This is a genomic window from Nocardia sp. NPDC003269, assembly GCF_042888005.1.
In the GTDB taxonomy this organism is placed as follows: domain Bacteria; phylum Actinomycetota; class Actinomycetes; order Mycobacteriales; family Mycobacteriaceae; genus Nocardia.
Map to the genome: position 1 here is coordinate 87,065 of NZ_JBIAPA010000007.1, position 14,253 is coordinate 101,317.

Here is a 14,253-nt window from a genome sequence, read left to right on the forward strand (position 1 = left end):
AGGCTTACCTAAGGAAGATACCCCGCCTGACGTGCGCGGATCGGGTTACCGTTCCGTCAGTGTTTGGTGGCGGGCGCCGAGCAGATCTTCCAGGTGCCGTCTTCCTTCTTCAGGTGCTCCTCGGTGCTGTCCTCGGTGTTGGGCTCCTCGCCCGCGACCGAGAGCGTCAGCTTGCCGACCACCGTCGCCTTGGCGGTGTCGCCGGTGATGACGATGTCCTCGACCTTGTCGATGGTCACCGAGACCGTCGCGGAATCGAACTGCTGGCGCTGCTCGGGGGACAGGTTGTCGATCTCGGACCGATCGGCCGCGCAGGCCAGCGCCGCGGCCGCGATGAAACCGTCCGAGTCGAGGGTGTCGTAGAAATCGCGGATCGCGACCTCGATCTTCTTCTCGTCCGAGGCCAGCGGTGTGCGCCCCTGCACCGTCAACACCACCCCGGTGATCAGCGCGCCGATCACGACCAGCGCGACCACGCCGAGCGCGATGAACAACCCGGTCCGGCTCTTCTTCGGCGGCTGCTGCTGCGGCGGGAACACATCCGGCGATCCCGGCGGCGGTGGTGTCTGTCCCGGCCCGAACCCGGCGTGCGGGTATCCGGGCGGCCCGGAGGGCATTCCGGGCGGCTGCTGCCCGAACGGCGGCTGCTGACCTTCTGGCGGATTCGTCAAGCCTCGCTCCTGATGTCATCGGGGCGAGGCCCCGAAACCTGTGGAACCGTGCGTGAACAACCTGATTCAAACGAACGAGGCCCCGACCGAACGGACGGGGCCTCGAAAGGTGCCCTCGGCAGGATTCGAACCTGCGGCCTTCTGCTCCGGAGGCAGACGCTCTATCCCCTGAGCTACGAGGGCGGGATAGATGCCGGTCGCGGTGAGGCGATCGGGCAGCGACAGCGTATCGCATCGAGTGCGGTGCGCCAAAAACGGTGCCGGACCGGGCGGTTGACCCGGTCCGGCACCCGGGTCAGCTCAGCGGGAGCGGGCTGGCGCCGCGGGCGGCCAGCATGCTCTCCATCAGCTGGGACTCACCCGCCTGGGTCTTCGACATCTGGGCCGCCAGGGTGCGCACCTCGGTGGTGTCGGCGTGCTCGGCGGCGTAGTCGAGCATCGGCACACCGCCCTGGTGGTGGCGCAGCATGAGCTGCAGGAACAGGGTGTCCATGGCGGCACCGGTGGACTGCCGCAGCGTGGTCATCTCCTCCTGGCTGGCCATGCCGGGCATCGACGTCATCGGGCCCGACATCGCGTGCTCGGTGGCGGTCGCGCCGCCGTGGCCGTGCGCGCCCGCGCCGTGCCCGGTCATCCAGCCCATGTAGCCGTCCACGTTCTGGTTCGGCTGGCCCCACAGCTGCAACCAGCCCTGCATGCGGCCGATCTGGTTCTGCTGGGTGGTGAGGATGTCGTAGGCGAGCCTGCGCACGTCGTTGTCGGTCGAGCCGATCAGCGCCGCGCCCGCCATGTCGACGGCCTGCGCGTGATGGGCCGACATGTCCTGGCTGAACCCCACGTCGACAGGGCCCGGCGCCGGAGTATCGGCCTCGTTCAGCGGCATCCGCAACAGCACGCCCGCCACGGCGCCCAGCAGCAGCAGGCCGATCGCGCCGAGCACGAGGATCGCCCCGGCCGGGCGGCGCGCGCCCGTCGCGGTGTCGCCCGGCTCGGCGGCGGTGTCGTCGGGGTCGACCGCGCTGTCGGTACCCACTACTGGCCCGCGGGCTGGGTGCCCGGCATCGGGAAGCCCTCGGGCAGACCCGGCAGACCGGCGCCGCCGGGCAGGCCCGCGCCCGCGCCCAGCTCGGACTGGTCCTGGGTCAGGCCCTTGCCGTCCATCGGCACGGCCTCGGGGCCGTACGGCGCCGGATCGAACGGCGGCGGGTTGTTGGCGTCGAAGATCGGGTTCGAGCAGCTCGCGCCGACCTCGGGGTAGGCGTACGGGTTCTCGCGCAGCGCGGAGATGAACTGCTTGATCCGCGCGTCGTCGGCGGAGTCGAGCTTGAGCTGGTGACCCCACGACTGCAGCGAGATCGGCGCGTCGAGGCCGGGGTACGGCGACATCAGCGAGTACTGGCGGCCCTTGACGAAGTTCGACAGCTTCTCCACGCCCGCCGCGTCGACCTTGTCCGGGTTGTAGGCGATCCAGACCGCGCCGTGCTCGAGCGAGTGGACCGCGTTCTCCATCCGGATCGGCTTGGCGTAGACGGTGCCGGTGCAGTTGGCCCACGCGCCGTCGTGCGGGCCGCCGTAGGCGGGCGCCTTGTCATAGGCGACGCGCTGGGCGGCGGTCACGTGCAGACCGGCCGGGTACTCCTGCTTGACGACGCCGGCGATCTTCGCCGACGGGTCCTGGTTCTCCTTGGTGGGCACCCATTCCTTGAGATCGGTCTGGGCTTCCCGGATCGCGGCCTGGTCGAGGTACTTGGGCACCAGGCTGTAGGCCAGCAGACCGATCAGCGCGACGATCGCGACACCGGCGCCCAGCAGGGCCCATGGCACGTCGCGCTTCTTGTGCGGAAGGTTGCCCTTGCCGGGTTTGCGGGACGGAGACGACTTCCCCGCGGCCCGGACGGCCTTGGCTGATGTGGCGCTGGTCCTGCTCGGCATCGCTCGTTGTGCTCTTTCGACGTGTGGATCGGGACGTTCGTACCGGGCGGTCGTGGTTGCGAGGCGCCCAGCCAATAGGATAGAGACTCGTGACTCCAGCTGACCTTGCAGATCTCCTTCGCACCACCGCCGCGAAGGTGCTTGTCGAACGCGGACTGGACTCGTCGGTCCTGCCCGAGCAGGTCACAGTGGAGCGTCCGCGCAACCCCGAACACGGCGACTATGCCACGAATGTGGCCATGCAGGTGGCCAAGCGGGTGGGAACCAATCCGCGCGAACTCGCGGGCTGGCTGGCCGAGGCGCTCTCGGCGACCGACGGCATCGATGTGGCCGACGTCGCAGGTCCCGGCTTCCTGAACATCCGCCTCGCCGCCTCGGCGCAGGGCGCGATCGTCGCGCAGATCCTGGCCGCCGGCGCGAAGTTCGGTACCGGCTCCGCGCTGTCCGGCACCAAGATCAACCTCGAGTTCGTCTCCGCCAACCCCACCGGTCCCGTGCACCTCGGTGGCACCCGCTGGGCCTCGGTCGGTGACGCGCTGGGCCGCATCCTGGCCGCCGAGGGCGCCGACGTGACCAGGGAGTACTACTTCAACGACCACGGCGCGCAGATCGACCGCTTCGCGAAGTCGCTGGTCGCGGCCGCGCTCGGCGAGCCGACCCCCGAGGACGGGTACGCGGGCGAGTACATCTCCGAGATCAGCGCGAGCATCGTCGCCGCGCACCCCGAGGCGCTCACCCTGCCCGCCGACGAGCGGCACGAGCTGTTCCGGCGCGAGGGTGTGCAGCAGATGTTCGCCCAGATCAAGCAGGATCTGCACGACTTCGGCACCGACTTCGACGTGTACTTCAACGAGAGCGAGCTGTTCGCCTCCGGTGCCGTCGAGTCCGCCGTCGAGCAGCTCAAGAACTCGGGCAACCTGTACGAGAAGGACGGCGCCTGGTGGATCGCCTCCACCGAGTACGGCGACGACAAGGACCGCGTCGTCCTCAAGAGCGACGGCAACGCCGCCTACATCGCCGGTGACATCGCCTACTTCCAGAACAAGCGCGCGCGTGGCTTCGACCTGGCCATCTACATGCTCGGCGCCGACCACCACGGCTACATCGGCCGGTTGAAGGCCGCCGCGGCCGCCTTCGGCGACAACCCCGACACCGTCGAGGTGCTGATCGGGCAGATGGTGAACCTGGTCAGGGACGGCCAGGCCGTGAAGATGAGCAAGCGGGCGGGCACCGTGGTGACGCTCAACGACCTGGTCGAGCAGATCGGCGTCGACGCCGCCCGCTACTCGCTGGTGCGCTCCTCGGTGAACTCGAGCATCGACATCGACCTCGACCTGTGGACCAAGGCCAGCAGCGAGAACCCGGTCTACTACGTGCAGTACGCGCACTCGCGGACCAACAGCATTCTCGGCAACGCCGCGAAGTACCCCGAGTTCGCCACCATCGCACCGGATTTCGCGCTGATGACCTCGGCGCGCGAGGGCGATCTGATCCGCACCCTCGGTGATTTCCCGCGCGTGGTCGCCACCGCGGCGGAGACCCGCGAACCGCACCGCGTCGCCCGCTACCTCGAGGAACTGGCCGGGGTCTACCACCCGTTCCAGTCCGACGACGACATGCGCGTGCTGCCCAAGGGCGACGACGCCGTCACCCCCCTCAATGCCGCCCGGCTCGAACTGGTCAAGGCCACCCGTCAGGTGCTGGCCAACGGCCTGGCCCTGCTCGGCGTCAGCGCACCGGAGCGCATGTGACCACCGGCAAGCTTTTCAGGAAGGACGCACCCCGCGTGAGAGAGCGCAGCGAACGAACCAACAGCCCTGCGCACTGTGCGCTCGTGACGGAGCCGAGCGCCAGCGAGGTGCAGTCATGAGTGCACACCCGGCCGGTCCCCGGCACGCAGAGATCCCGCACGCCCCGAGCCTGGCCGAGCGCCCGACCGATCCCAGCGAGATGATCGACCTCCCCGCCAACGTGTGGCCGCGCAACGCCACCAGGGGCGAGGACGGCGTCGTCCGCGTCGCGGGAGTGCCGGTCACCGAGCTGGCGCAGCAGTACGGCACGCCGCTGTTCGTCGTCGACGAGGACGACTTCCGCTCCCGCTGCCGCGACATGGTGCGCGCGTTCGGGCCCAACGCCCGCGTGCACTACGCCTCCAAGGCGTTCCTGTGCGGTGAGATCGCGCGCTGGATCCGCGACGAGGGCCTGTCGCTGGACGTCTGCTCCGGCGGTGAGCTGGCCATCGCGCTGCACGCCGGTTTCCCGGCCGAGCGCATCGCGCTGCACGGCAACAACAAGTCGGTGCCCGAGCTGGAGACCGCGGTCGCGGCGGGCGTCGGCCACGTGGTCGTCGACTCGCTCTACGAGATCGAGCGGCTCGAGGCGGTCGCCGGTGCGGCGGGCGTGGTCCAGGACGTGCTGGTCCGGGTCACCGTCGGCGTCGAGGCGCACACCCACGAGTACATCTCCACCGCGCACGAGGACCAGAAGTTCGGCTTCTCGATCGCCGGTGGCGACGCCATGGAGGCGCTGGCCCGGGTCTTCGAGGCCGACAACCTGCGCCTGGTCGGCCTGCACAGCCACATCGGCTCGCAGATCTTCGAGCTCGACGGCTTCGAGATCGCCGCGCGCCGGATGCTCGGCCTGCTCCGTGAGGCCATCGACAAGTTCGGTATCGAGCGCACCGCGCAGATCTCCACCCTGGATCTGGGCGGCGGCCTCGGTATCTCGTACCTGCCGAGCGACAACCCGCCGCCGCTGGACGAGTTCGCCGCCAACCTGCGCGGCCTGGTCGCCGCCGAGGCCGCCCGCGCCGGGCTGCCCGAGCCGACCATCGCCGTCGAGCCGGGTCGCGCCATCGCGGGCCCGGGTACCGTCACGCTGTACGAGGTCGGCACCATCAAGGACGTCGAGCTCGACGGCGGCGCGCGCCGCCGCTACGTCAGCGTCGACGGCGGCATGAGCGACAATATCCGTCCCGCGCTGTACCAGGCCGACTACGATTGCCGTCTGGTCTCGCGCTCGTCGGACGCGCACGCCGTCGTCGCGCGCGTGGTCGGAAAGCATTGCGAGAGTGGCGATATCGTCATTCGTGACACCTGGATGCCCGCCGACGCGGGCCCCGGTGACCTGGTTGCCGTCGCGGCGACCGGCGCGTACTGCTATTCGATGTCGAGCCGCTACAACCAGCTCACCCGGCCCGCCGTGGTCGCGGTGCGTGACGGTGTGGCGCGACTGATTCTGCGCCGGGAAACGGTGGCGGACCTGCTCAGCCTGGAGGTGGAAGGATGACCGTGGTGAACAACGGGACCAAGGATGCGGGGCGCCCGCTGGGTGTCGCCGTGCTCGGCATGGGCACCGTGGGTACCGAGGTCGTCCGCGTGCTGCGCGACCACGCCGAGGACCTGCGCTCGCGGGTCGGGGCGCCGCTGGTGCTGCGCGGCGTCGCCGTGCGCGACCTGGGCAAGGACCGCGGTCTGCCCGCCGAACTGCTCACCACCGACGCCGAGGCGCTGGTCGCCCGTGACGACGTCGACCTGGTGGTCGAGGTCATGGGCGGGATCGATCCGGCCCGCGCGCTGATCGGCGCCGCCCTGAGCGGGGGCAAGTCCGTCGTCACCGCCAACAAGGCGCTGCTGGCCGACTACACCGGTGAGCTGGCCGCGGCCGCCGAGCGCAGCCGCGCCGACCTGTACTTCGAGGCCGCCGTCGCCGGCGCGATCCCGGTGGTCCGGCCGCTGATCCAGTCGCTGTCGGGTGACCGGGTGAACCGCGTGGTCGGCATCGTCAACGGCACCACCAACTTCATCCTCTCCGCGATGGACGAGACCGGCGCCGCCTACGACGACGTGCTCGCCGAGGCCACCGACCTGGGCTACGCCGAGGCCGACCCCACCGCCGACGTCGAGGGCTTCGACGCCGCCGCCAAGGCCGCCATCCTGGCCTCGCTGGCCTTCCACACCCGGGTGACCGCGGCCGATGTGTACCGCGAGGGCATCTCCAAGATCACCGCCGAGGACCTGGAGACCGCCTCGGCCGTCGGCTGCACCGTGAAGCTGCTCGCCATCTGCGAGCGGGTGGCGGCCGGTCCGGGCGAGCCCACCTCCGCCGAGGGCGGCAAGGACCGCGTCTCGGTGCGCGTGTACCCGGCGCTCATCCCGCGCAAGCACCCGCTGGCCTCGGTCAACGGTGCGTTCAACGCCGTCGTCGTCGAGGCCGACAACGCCGGTAGGCTGATGTTCTACGGTCAGGGCGCCGGTGGCGCGCCGACCGCCTCGGCCGTGCTCGGCGACCTGGTGATGGCCGCGCGTAACAAGTTCTACGGTGGCCGCGCTCCCGGCGAGTCGGTCTATGCTGAGCTGCCGATCGCGCCGATCGGGGACACCCCCACCCGCTACCACGTGAACCTGCAGGTGGCGGACCGGCCCGGCGTGCTCGCCGCGGTGGCCGACACCTTCGCCAAGCACGGGGTGAGCATCTCCACCGTGCGTCAGCAGGGTCACGGCGACGGCGCCCGGCTCGTGGTCGTCACCCACCATGCGGTGGAGTCCTCGCTGGCCGATACTGTCGCGGCATTGGCGGACATGGACTCCGTCACCTCCGTGACCAGCGTTCTCAGACTGGAAGGCACCGAAGAATCATGAGCACCACTGGCATCGCCCCCCAGCTCGGCGTGCATTCGCGCTGGCCGGGTCTGATCGCGGCCTACCGCGACCGGCTGGCCGGTGCGGCCGATTGGGAGCCGGTCACCCTGTTCGAGGGCGGGACCCCGCTGGTCCCCGCGACGCATCTGTCCGAGCTGACCGGGTGCGAGGTGTACCTCAAGGTCGAGGGTGCCAACCCGACCGGTTCGTTCAAGGACCGCGGTATGACGATGGCGATGACCGACGCGAAGTACCGCGGCCAGAAGGCCGTGCTGTGCGCGTCGACGGGCAACACCTCGGCCTCGGCCGCCGCCTACGCGACCCGCGCGGGCATGGAGTGCGCGGTGCTGATCCCGCAGGGCAAGATCGCGATGGGCAAGCTGGCCCAGGCCGTGATGCTCGGTGCGAAGATCATCCAGGTCGAGGGCAACTTCGACGACTGTCTCGAGCTGGCCCGCAAGGTCACCTCGGATTTCCCCGAGGTCGGCCTGGTGAACTCGGTGAACCCGGCGCGGATCGAGGGCCAGAAGACCGCGTCGTTCGAGATCTGCGATGTGCTGGGCAAGGCGCCCGATGTGCACGTGCTGCCGGTGGGCAACGCGGGCAACATCACCGCCTACTGGCGTGGATACCGCGAGTACCACGCCGACGGTGTCACCTCGGTGCTGCCGCGGATGCTCGGTGTGCAGGCCGCGGGTGCGGCGCCGCTGGTCAACGGCGCGCCGGTGAAGGACCCGGAGACCGTGGCCACCGCCATCCGGATCGGCGCTCCGGCGTCGTGGAACGGGGCGATGGAGGCCAAGGAGCAGTCCGGTGGCGCGTTCCGCGCGGCCACCGACGAGGAGATCCTGGCCGCGTACCGCCTGGTCGCCGCGACCGAGGGTGTGTTCGTCGAGCCGGCATCGGCCGCGAGTGTGGCAGGTCTGCTGGCCGCTCGCGCGGAGGGCTGGCTGGATTCGGGTCTGACGGTGGTCTGCACGGTGACCGGTAACGGTCTGAAGGACCCCGACAACGCGCTGGCCGGGATGCCCGAGGTCAAGCCGATCGCTGTCGACCCGGTGGCGATCGCCCACGAACTCGAGCTGGCCTGAGTTGAGCGCACGCGAGAGCAGGCTGATGACGGCCACCCTGCCCGCCGGTCTCGAGGTGACGGTGCGCGTTCCCGCGTCCACGGCCAACCTCGGTCCCGGATTCGATTGCCTGGGAATGGCATTGGGTCTCTACGACGAGATCGTGGTGCGAACCACCGAATCGGGTCTCGAGATCCGGGTCGAGGGTGAGGGCGCCGACGACGTGCCGTGGGGCCCAACGCATCTGGTGGTGCGGGCGATCGAGCGCGGGCTGGAATCGCTCGGCGTCTGGGCCGACGGTCTCGACGTGGTGTGCCGCAACGTGATTCCGCACTCGCGCGGCCTCGGCTCCAGCGCCTCGGCCGTGGTCGGTGGCCTGGCCGCCGGCGCCGGGCTGGCGGCCAAGTTCGATCCGGACCTGCGCCTCGGCGCCGATCAGCTGGTGCAGCTGGCCTCGGAGTTCGAGGGTCACCCCGACAACGCCGCCGCCAGCGTGCTCGGCGGAATCGTCGTGTCGTGGACCGAATCCGATGCCGAGCAGAATCGCGCCTACCGGGCCGTGCGGTTGACCCCGGCCGCGACGCTGCGCCCGGTGGTGCTGATCCCGCAGGAACGCTCGTCCACCGCGCACACCCGCGGGCTGCTGCCCGAGCAGGTGCCGCACGGCGACGCCGCGTTCAATGTGAGCCGGGCGGCGCTGGCCGTCGTCGCGCTCACCGAGCGCCCCGATCTGCTGATGCCCGCCACCGCGGACCGGCTGCATCAGACCCAGCGTGCTCCCGCGCTACCGCTGTCCACGGCCTGGATCGAGCGGCTGCGGGCCGCGGGTATTCCGGCCACCGTTTCCGGCGCAGGCCCGACGATCTTGGCGCTCGCGACCGGTGATTTCCCCGCTGACCTGCGCAAACAGGCGGAATCCGATGGGCTGCGGGTGGTCGAACCGGGCATTGCCGACGGCGTCGTGATCGACTGACGGCGTGCCTGCCTTGCCGTTGTTCGCAATTGGCAGCTATTCTGTGCAAGTCCGTACATCGTGCGCATCAGACGCCGGTGCTTCATCAGGGCAATCGCTCCAGCAGGCTCCAGGCTCGAGCCTCCACACCATGGAGGTGCTGCGACGCCGAGAAGCCGCTCAACTGGAATGATCTCTCCTCACCACTGTCTTCTGGTGGCGAAGCCTCCGGTCCGGCGGGGCGGGTAGTACGGCACAGGCGTCCGGTCGGACGCATAATCCGAGCTCGGCACAGGGTGCCGGGTCTACGGAACGAACCCTCGATTCAGCACACGGCATTCGAGGGAAGGAAAGGATTTCCGTGACAGATACGGACCTGCTCGCGACACCCGGGGTGGAATCCAACCCTACGAACTCGGGCGGCCGCGAAAGTGAATCCGGACAGATTTCGAAAATGAGCGAACACACCGACGTCGCACGATCGGGGCTGACTGGAATGCTGTTGCCGCAGTTGCGCGCATTGGCGGGGGAGCTCGGTATCCGAGGCACCTCCGGTATGCGCAAGGGCGATCTCATCGCCGCTATCAAGGAGAATCAGGCCGGAGCGCCTGCGAAGGCGGGTAAGCCCGCCGAGGCCGCCGCCGTGACGGCCGACGCGCCCGCCGCCAAGAGCGAGGTGCCCGCCAAGGCCGAAGCGCCCAAGACCGAGGCGCCCGCGAAGGCCGACAAGCCGGCCAAGGCCGACAAGGCCGAGCCCGCCGAGAAGCAGGCCGCCGCCGTCGTGACCGAGCAGGCCCCGGCCGAGCAGGGGACGGCCGAGTCCAAGACCGCCGAGTCGACCGAGGATTCCGGTCGCGAGGGCGGTCAGCGTGGCCGTGGCAGGCAGCGTCGTGGCCGTGACCAGGCCCGTTCCGGTGGTGGCGAGAACGCCCAGGCCGAGAACCGCGCCGAGGAGACCAAGCAGGCCGACAAGGCCGAGGGCGGCGAGCAGGGCGAGCGCAGGCGTGAGCGTGGCGAGCGCAACGGCGGCGACCGGGGCGAACGCGCCGGTGGCGACCGTGGTGAGCGCAACCAGAACGAGCGCAACCAGAACCAGAACGGCAACGCCGGTAATCGCGGTCCCCGCGACGACCGCGGTGGCGACGACGAGGAAGGCGGCCGCGGCCGCCGGGGTCGCCGGTTCCGTGAGCGTCGTCGTGGTCGTGACCGCGACGGTGGCACCGGTGGTGGCGGCGGCGAGGCCCGCGATTTCGAGATCCGCGAGGACGACGTCCTGCAGCCGGTCGCCGGCATCCTGGACGTCCTCGACAACTACGCGTTCGTGCGGACCTCCGGCTACCTGGCCGGCCCGAACGACGTGTACGTCTCGATGAACCTCGTGCGCAAGAACGGCCTGCGCCGCGGTGACGCGATCACCGGCGCGGTGCGCGCCCCGCGCGACGGCGAGCAGAGCAACCAGCGCCAGAAGTTCGACCCGCTGGTCCGCCTGGACACCGTCAACGGCGGTGAGGTGGAGGCGGCCAAGCGTCGTCCCGACTTCCAGAAGCTCACCCCGCTGTACCCGAATCAGCGGCTGCGCCTGGAGACCACCCAGAACAAGCTGACCACGCGTGTGATCGACCTGATCATGCCGATCGGCAAGGGCCAGCGCGCGCTGATCGTGTCCCCGCCCAAGGCGGGTAAGACCACGATCATGCAGGACATCGCCAACGCGATCTCGGTCAACAACCCCGAGTGCTACCTCATGGTCGTGCTGGTCGACGAGCGTCCCGAAGAGGTCACCGACATGCAGCGTTCGGTGAAGGGTGAGGTCATCGCCTCCACCTTCGACCGGCCGCCGGCCGACCACACCTCGGTCGCCGAGCTCGCCATCGAGCGGGCCAAGCGCCTGGTGGAGATGGGCAAAGACGTTGTGGTGCTGCTCGACTCGATCACCCGATTGGGCCGTGCGTACAACAACTCCTCGCCCGCCTCGGGCCGCATCCTCTCCGGTGGTGTCGACTCGACCGCGCTGTACCCGCCCAAGCGGTTCCTCGGCGCGGCGCGCAACATCGAGAACGGTGGCTCGCTCACCATCATCGCCACGGCGATGGTCGAGACCGGCTCCACCGGTGACACGGTGATCTTCGAGGAGTTCAAGGGCACCGGCAACGCCGAGCTCAAGCTCGATCGCAAGATCGCCGAGCGGCGCGTGTTCCCCGCGGTGGACATCAACCCGTCCAGCACCCGCCACGACGAGCTGCTGATGTCGCCCGACGAGATGGCCGTGGTGCACAAGCTGCGCCGGGTGCTCTCGGGCCTGGACTCGCACCAGGCGATCGATCTGCTGATGGATCGGCTGCGCAAGTCCAAGAACAACCTCGAGTTCCTGATGACGGTCTCCAAGACCGCACCGGGCGCGCTCGACGAGTGACGCGACGGGGGCCCCGCTTCGGCGGGGCCCCCGCTGCGTTTCCCGGCCAGGAACAAACCGGGGGCCGGGGGTGTTTTCGGAGGGTGCGGCCAGGTCTGGCATACTGGATCGCTGTGTGTCTGCGAGTTCGCAGACATCCCGCCTAGTCGGTTCCGGTTCACGTATCCCGCGCTCCAGCGGTGTACGACCCGGCGACCATTATCGAGAGGACGCCCATGAAGGCAGGAATCCACCCCACGTATGTCGACACCACCGTCGTGTGTGGTTGCGGCAACACCTTCCAGACTCGCTCCACCAAGGAGTCCGGCCAGATCACCGTCGAGGTCTGCTCGCAGTGCCACCCGTTCTACACCGGCAAGCAGAAGATCCTCGACACCGGCGGCCGCGTCGCTCGCTTCGAGGCTCGCTACGGCAAGCGCGCGGGCAAGAAGGCCGACGCCAGCTAGTTGCCTCACCCGACGCCCGGTTCTGCTTTCGCAGGCCGGGCGTCGGTGGTTTCTCGCCCGACCCGATCCCGCCCGCACCGCACATAAGGAAGCACACGTGACGCAGCCGTCCGCCATCGACGACATTCTGGCCGAGTACGCAGGCCTGGAGACGCAGCTGGCCGATCCGGCGTTGCACAACGACGCGGGCGCGGCCCGGCGGGTGGGTAAGCGGTTCGCCGAGCTGGCGCCGGTGATGTCGACCTACCGCAAGCTCGAGTCGGTGCGCGACGATCTCGAGGCTGCCCGTGAGCTGGCCGCCGACGACGCCGCGTTCGCCGCCGAGGTGCCCGGCCTGGAGACCCAGCTGGTGGAGCTCGAGCAGGCGCTGGCCGATCTGCTCGCCCCGCGTGACCCGCACGACGGCGACGACGTGGTGCTCGAGGTGAAGTCCGGCGAGGGCGGCGAGGAATCGGCGCTGTTCGCCGCCGACCTGGCCCGCATGTACATCCGCTACGCCGAGCGGCACGGCTGGAAGGTGGAGACGCTCGACGTCACCTATTCCGACCTGGGCGGCTACAAGGACGCGACGCTGTCGATCAAGAGCAAGGACGCGGCCCGCGACGGCGTGTGGTCGCGCTTCAAGTTCGAGGGCGGCGTGCACCGGGTGCAGCGGGTGCCGGTGACCGAATCGCAGGGCCGCATCCACACCTCGGCCGCCGGCGTGCTGATCTACCCCGAGCCCGACGAGGTCGAGCAGGTGCAGATCGACGAGACCGACCTGCGCATCGACGTCTACCGGTCCTCCGGCAAGGGCGGTCAGGGCGTCAACACCACCGACTCCGCGGTCCGCATCACCCACCTGCCCTCCGGCATCGTGGTGACCTGCCAGAACGAGCGCTCGCAGCTGCAGAACAAGGCGCGTGCGATGCAGGTGCTCGCCGCCCGCCTGCAGGCGCTGGCCGAGGAACAGGCCGAGCAGGAGGCCGCGGCCGGTCGCGCCAGCCAGATCCGCACGGTGGACCGCTCCGAGCGCATCCGCACCTACAACTTCCCGGAGAACCGGATCGCCGATCACCGCATCGGCTTCAAGGCGCACAACCTCGACGCCGTCCTCGACGGTGACATGGACGCGCTGCTCGACGCGCTCGGCAAGGCCGACCGCGACGCCCGCATGGCCGCCGAATAACCGGCATGAGCGCTCAGCGCCCGGCTCGGGCAACCCGCGTCACCACACAGGACGCTCGCGCATGCCGGACCACGCGGTGACCGAACGGGTCCGGCTGCGTCCGCTGATCGTCGAGGCCGCCGGGCGGCTGGCCGCGGCGGACGTGGCCTCGCCTCTGCCGGATGCGGAGAACCTGGCCGCGCACGTGCTCGGGGTCGACCGGATGCGGCTGGCGCTGCACCCGATGATCGAGCCCGCCGAAGCCGCCCGCTTCGCCGAGCTGGTAGACCGGCGGTCCGCGCGAATCCCGCTGCAGCACTTGACCGGAACGGCCGCGATGGGCGAGATCGACCTCGCCGTCGGGCCCGGCGTCTTCGTGCCGCGCCCGGAGACCGAGCTGCTGTTCGCCTGGGCGCTGGCCCGGCTGGAGACGCTGCCGCACGACCACGCGCCGATCGTCGTCGACCTGTGCACCGGGTCGGGCGCGCTGGCCCTGGCCCTCGCGCACGCCCGGCCCGACGCGCAGGTCCACGCCGTCGAACTCGATCCCGACGCGCTGACCTGGGCTCGCCGCAATGCCGACGATCGCATCGCCGACGGCGACACCCCGATCACCCTGTACGCCGACGACGTCACCGACCCGGCGCTGCTCACCGACCTGTCCGGCCGCGTCGACCTGGTGGTGTCGAACCCGCCCTACATTCCCGAGGCCGCGGTCCTCGACCCCGAGGTCGCCGACCACGATCCGCACCGCGCCCTCTTCGGTGGCCCGGACGGCCTCGACGTCATCCGCGCGATGGTCCCCACCATCGCCCGCCTGCTGCGTCCTGGCGGCGGTACCGCGATCGAACACGACGACACCAACGGCGGGGGCGTCGCGGCCGCGCTGACGGCGGCCGGTCTGGTCGACGTCGTCGAGCATCCGGACCTCGCGGGCAAGCCCCGCTTCGTCGTCGCGGCGGCGCCCAGCAAACCCTGACGT

General features: G+C 70.0%; 12 protein-coding genes and 1 tRNA gene. 9 read left to right on the plus strand and 4 right to left on the minus strand.

The window, feature by feature from the left end; translation table 11 throughout:
• Window positions 1-56: 56 nt before the first annotated feature.
• The 4 genes from ACFYWJ_RS34100 to ACFYWJ_RS34115 all read right to left on the minus strand — a co-directional run bounded on the left by ACFYWJ_RS34100 (window position 57) and on the right by ACFYWJ_RS34115 (window position 2,603).
• Window positions 57-671, minus strand: a complete 615-nt coding sequence (locus tag ACFYWJ_RS34100) for a hypothetical protein (protein ID WP_355284615.1) — start codon at window positions 669-671, stop codon at window positions 57-59.
• Between the two features lie 110 nt (window positions 672-781).
• Window positions 782-854: transfer RNA gene (locus tag ACFYWJ_RS34105), tRNA-Arg, on the minus strand.
• Window positions 855-966: 112 nt separating this feature from the next.
• The gene (locus ACFYWJ_RS34110) at window positions 967-1,704 is read right to left on the minus strand and encodes a DUF305 domain-containing protein (protein WP_355284618.1); all 738 of its coding nucleotides are present in this window, start codon (window positions 1,702-1,704) and stop codon (window positions 967-969) included.
• The gene (locus ACFYWJ_RS34115) at window positions 1,704-2,603 is read right to left on the minus strand and encodes a DUF3105 domain-containing protein (protein ID WP_355284621.1); all 900 of its coding nucleotides are present in this window, start codon (window positions 2,601-2,603) and stop codon (window positions 1,704-1,706) included. The genes ACFYWJ_RS34110 and ACFYWJ_RS34115 overlap by 1 nt, the downstream gene beginning before the upstream one ends.
• A gap of 89 nt (window positions 2,604-2,692) precedes the next feature.
• On the opposite strand from ACFYWJ_RS34115, the gene argS reads away from it, so the two are divergent.
• The 9 genes from argS (at window position 2,693) to prmC (ending at window position 14,250) form a co-directional block, all read left to right on the plus strand.
• Complete coding sequence (gene argS, locus ACFYWJ_RS34120) at window positions 2,693-4,354, plus strand: arginine--tRNA ligase (protein WP_355284624.1); 1,662 nt, start codon at window positions 2,693-2,695, stop codon at window positions 4,352-4,354.
• A gap of 115 nt (window positions 4,355-4,469) precedes the next feature.
• On the plus strand, window positions 4,470-5,891 hold the full coding sequence (lysA, locus tag ACFYWJ_RS34125; protein WP_355284627.1) for a diaminopimelate decarboxylase: 1,422 nt from the start codon (window positions 4,470-4,472) through the stop codon (window positions 5,889-5,891).
• Window positions 5,888-7,243 (plus strand): homoserine dehydrogenase, encoded by a 1,356-nt coding sequence (locus ACFYWJ_RS34130; RefSeq protein WP_355284630.1) that lies wholly within the window; start codon window positions 5,888-5,890, stop codon window positions 7,241-7,243. Before lysA ends, ACFYWJ_RS34130 begins: the two co-directional genes overlap by 4 nt.
• Window positions 7,240-8,334, plus strand: coding sequence for a threonine synthase (gene thrC / locus ACFYWJ_RS34135; protein WP_355284633.1), 1,095 nt, complete (start codon window positions 7,240-7,242; stop codon window positions 8,332-8,334). Before ACFYWJ_RS34130 ends, thrC begins: the two co-directional genes overlap by 4 nt.
• Window positions 8,335-8,359: 25 nt before the next feature.
• Window positions 8,360-9,286, plus strand: a complete 927-nt coding sequence (gene thrB, locus ACFYWJ_RS34140; protein WP_355284680.1) for a homoserine kinase — start codon at window positions 8,360-8,362, stop codon at window positions 9,284-9,286.
• A 340-nt stretch (window positions 9,287-9,626) separates the two neighbouring features.
• Entirely contained in the window at window positions 9,627-11,678 is a 2,052-nt protein-coding gene (gene rho / locus ACFYWJ_RS34145) for a transcription termination factor Rho (RefSeq protein ID WP_355284636.1), read from the plus strand.
• Between the two features lie 215 nt (window positions 11,679-11,893).
• Window positions 11,894-12,124 carry a 50S ribosomal protein L31 gene (gene rpmE, locus ACFYWJ_RS34150; protein ID WP_022567395.1) on the plus strand — a complete coding sequence of 77 codons (231 nt, stop codon included), beginning with the start codon at window positions 11,894-11,896 and terminating at the stop codon, window positions 12,122-12,124.
• A gap of 97 nt (window positions 12,125-12,221) precedes the next feature.
• On the plus strand, window positions 12,222-13,292 hold the full coding sequence (prfA, locus tag ACFYWJ_RS34155; RefSeq protein WP_355284640.1) for a peptide chain release factor 1: 1,071 nt from the start codon (window positions 12,222-12,224) through the stop codon (window positions 13,290-13,292).
• Window positions 13,293-13,353: 61 nt separating this feature from the next.
• On the plus strand, window positions 13,354-14,250 hold the full coding sequence (gene prmC / locus ACFYWJ_RS34160) for a peptide chain release factor N(5)-glutamine methyltransferase (protein WP_355284643.1): 897 nt from the start codon (window positions 13,354-13,356) through the stop codon (window positions 14,248-14,250).
• Window positions 14,251-14,253: the final 3 nt, after the last annotated feature.

What these genes read in the sequence shown, in the direction of transcription:
- rpmE (WP_022567395.1), top strand. Translation starts at nt 11,894, where the DNA reads ATGAAGGCAGGAATCCACCCCACGTATGTCGACACCACCGTCGTGTGT.
- ACFYWJ_RS34115 (WP_355284621.1), bottom strand. Translation starts at nt 2,603, where the DNA reads ATGCCGAGCAGGACCAGCGCCACATCAGCCAAGGCCGTCCGGGCCGCG.
- prmC (WP_355284643.1), top strand. Translation starts at nt 13,354, where the DNA reads ATGCCGGACCACGCGGTGACCGAACGGGTCCGGCTGCGTCCGCTGATC.
- ACFYWJ_RS34130 (WP_355284630.1), top strand. Translation starts at nt 5,888, where the DNA reads ATGACCGTGGTGAACAACGGGACCAAGGATGCGGGGCGCCCGCTGGGT.
- lysA (WP_355284627.1), top strand. Translation starts at nt 4,470, where the DNA reads ATGAGTGCACACCCGGCCGGTCCCCGGCACGCAGAGATCCCGCACGCC.
- thrC (WP_355284633.1), top strand. Translation starts at nt 7,240, where the DNA reads ATGAGCACCACTGGCATCGCCCCCCAGCTCGGCGTGCATTCGCGCTGG.
- thrB (WP_355284680.1), top strand. Translation starts at nt 8,360, where the DNA reads ATGACGGCCACCCTGCCCGCCGGTCTCGAGGTGACGGTGCGCGTTCCC.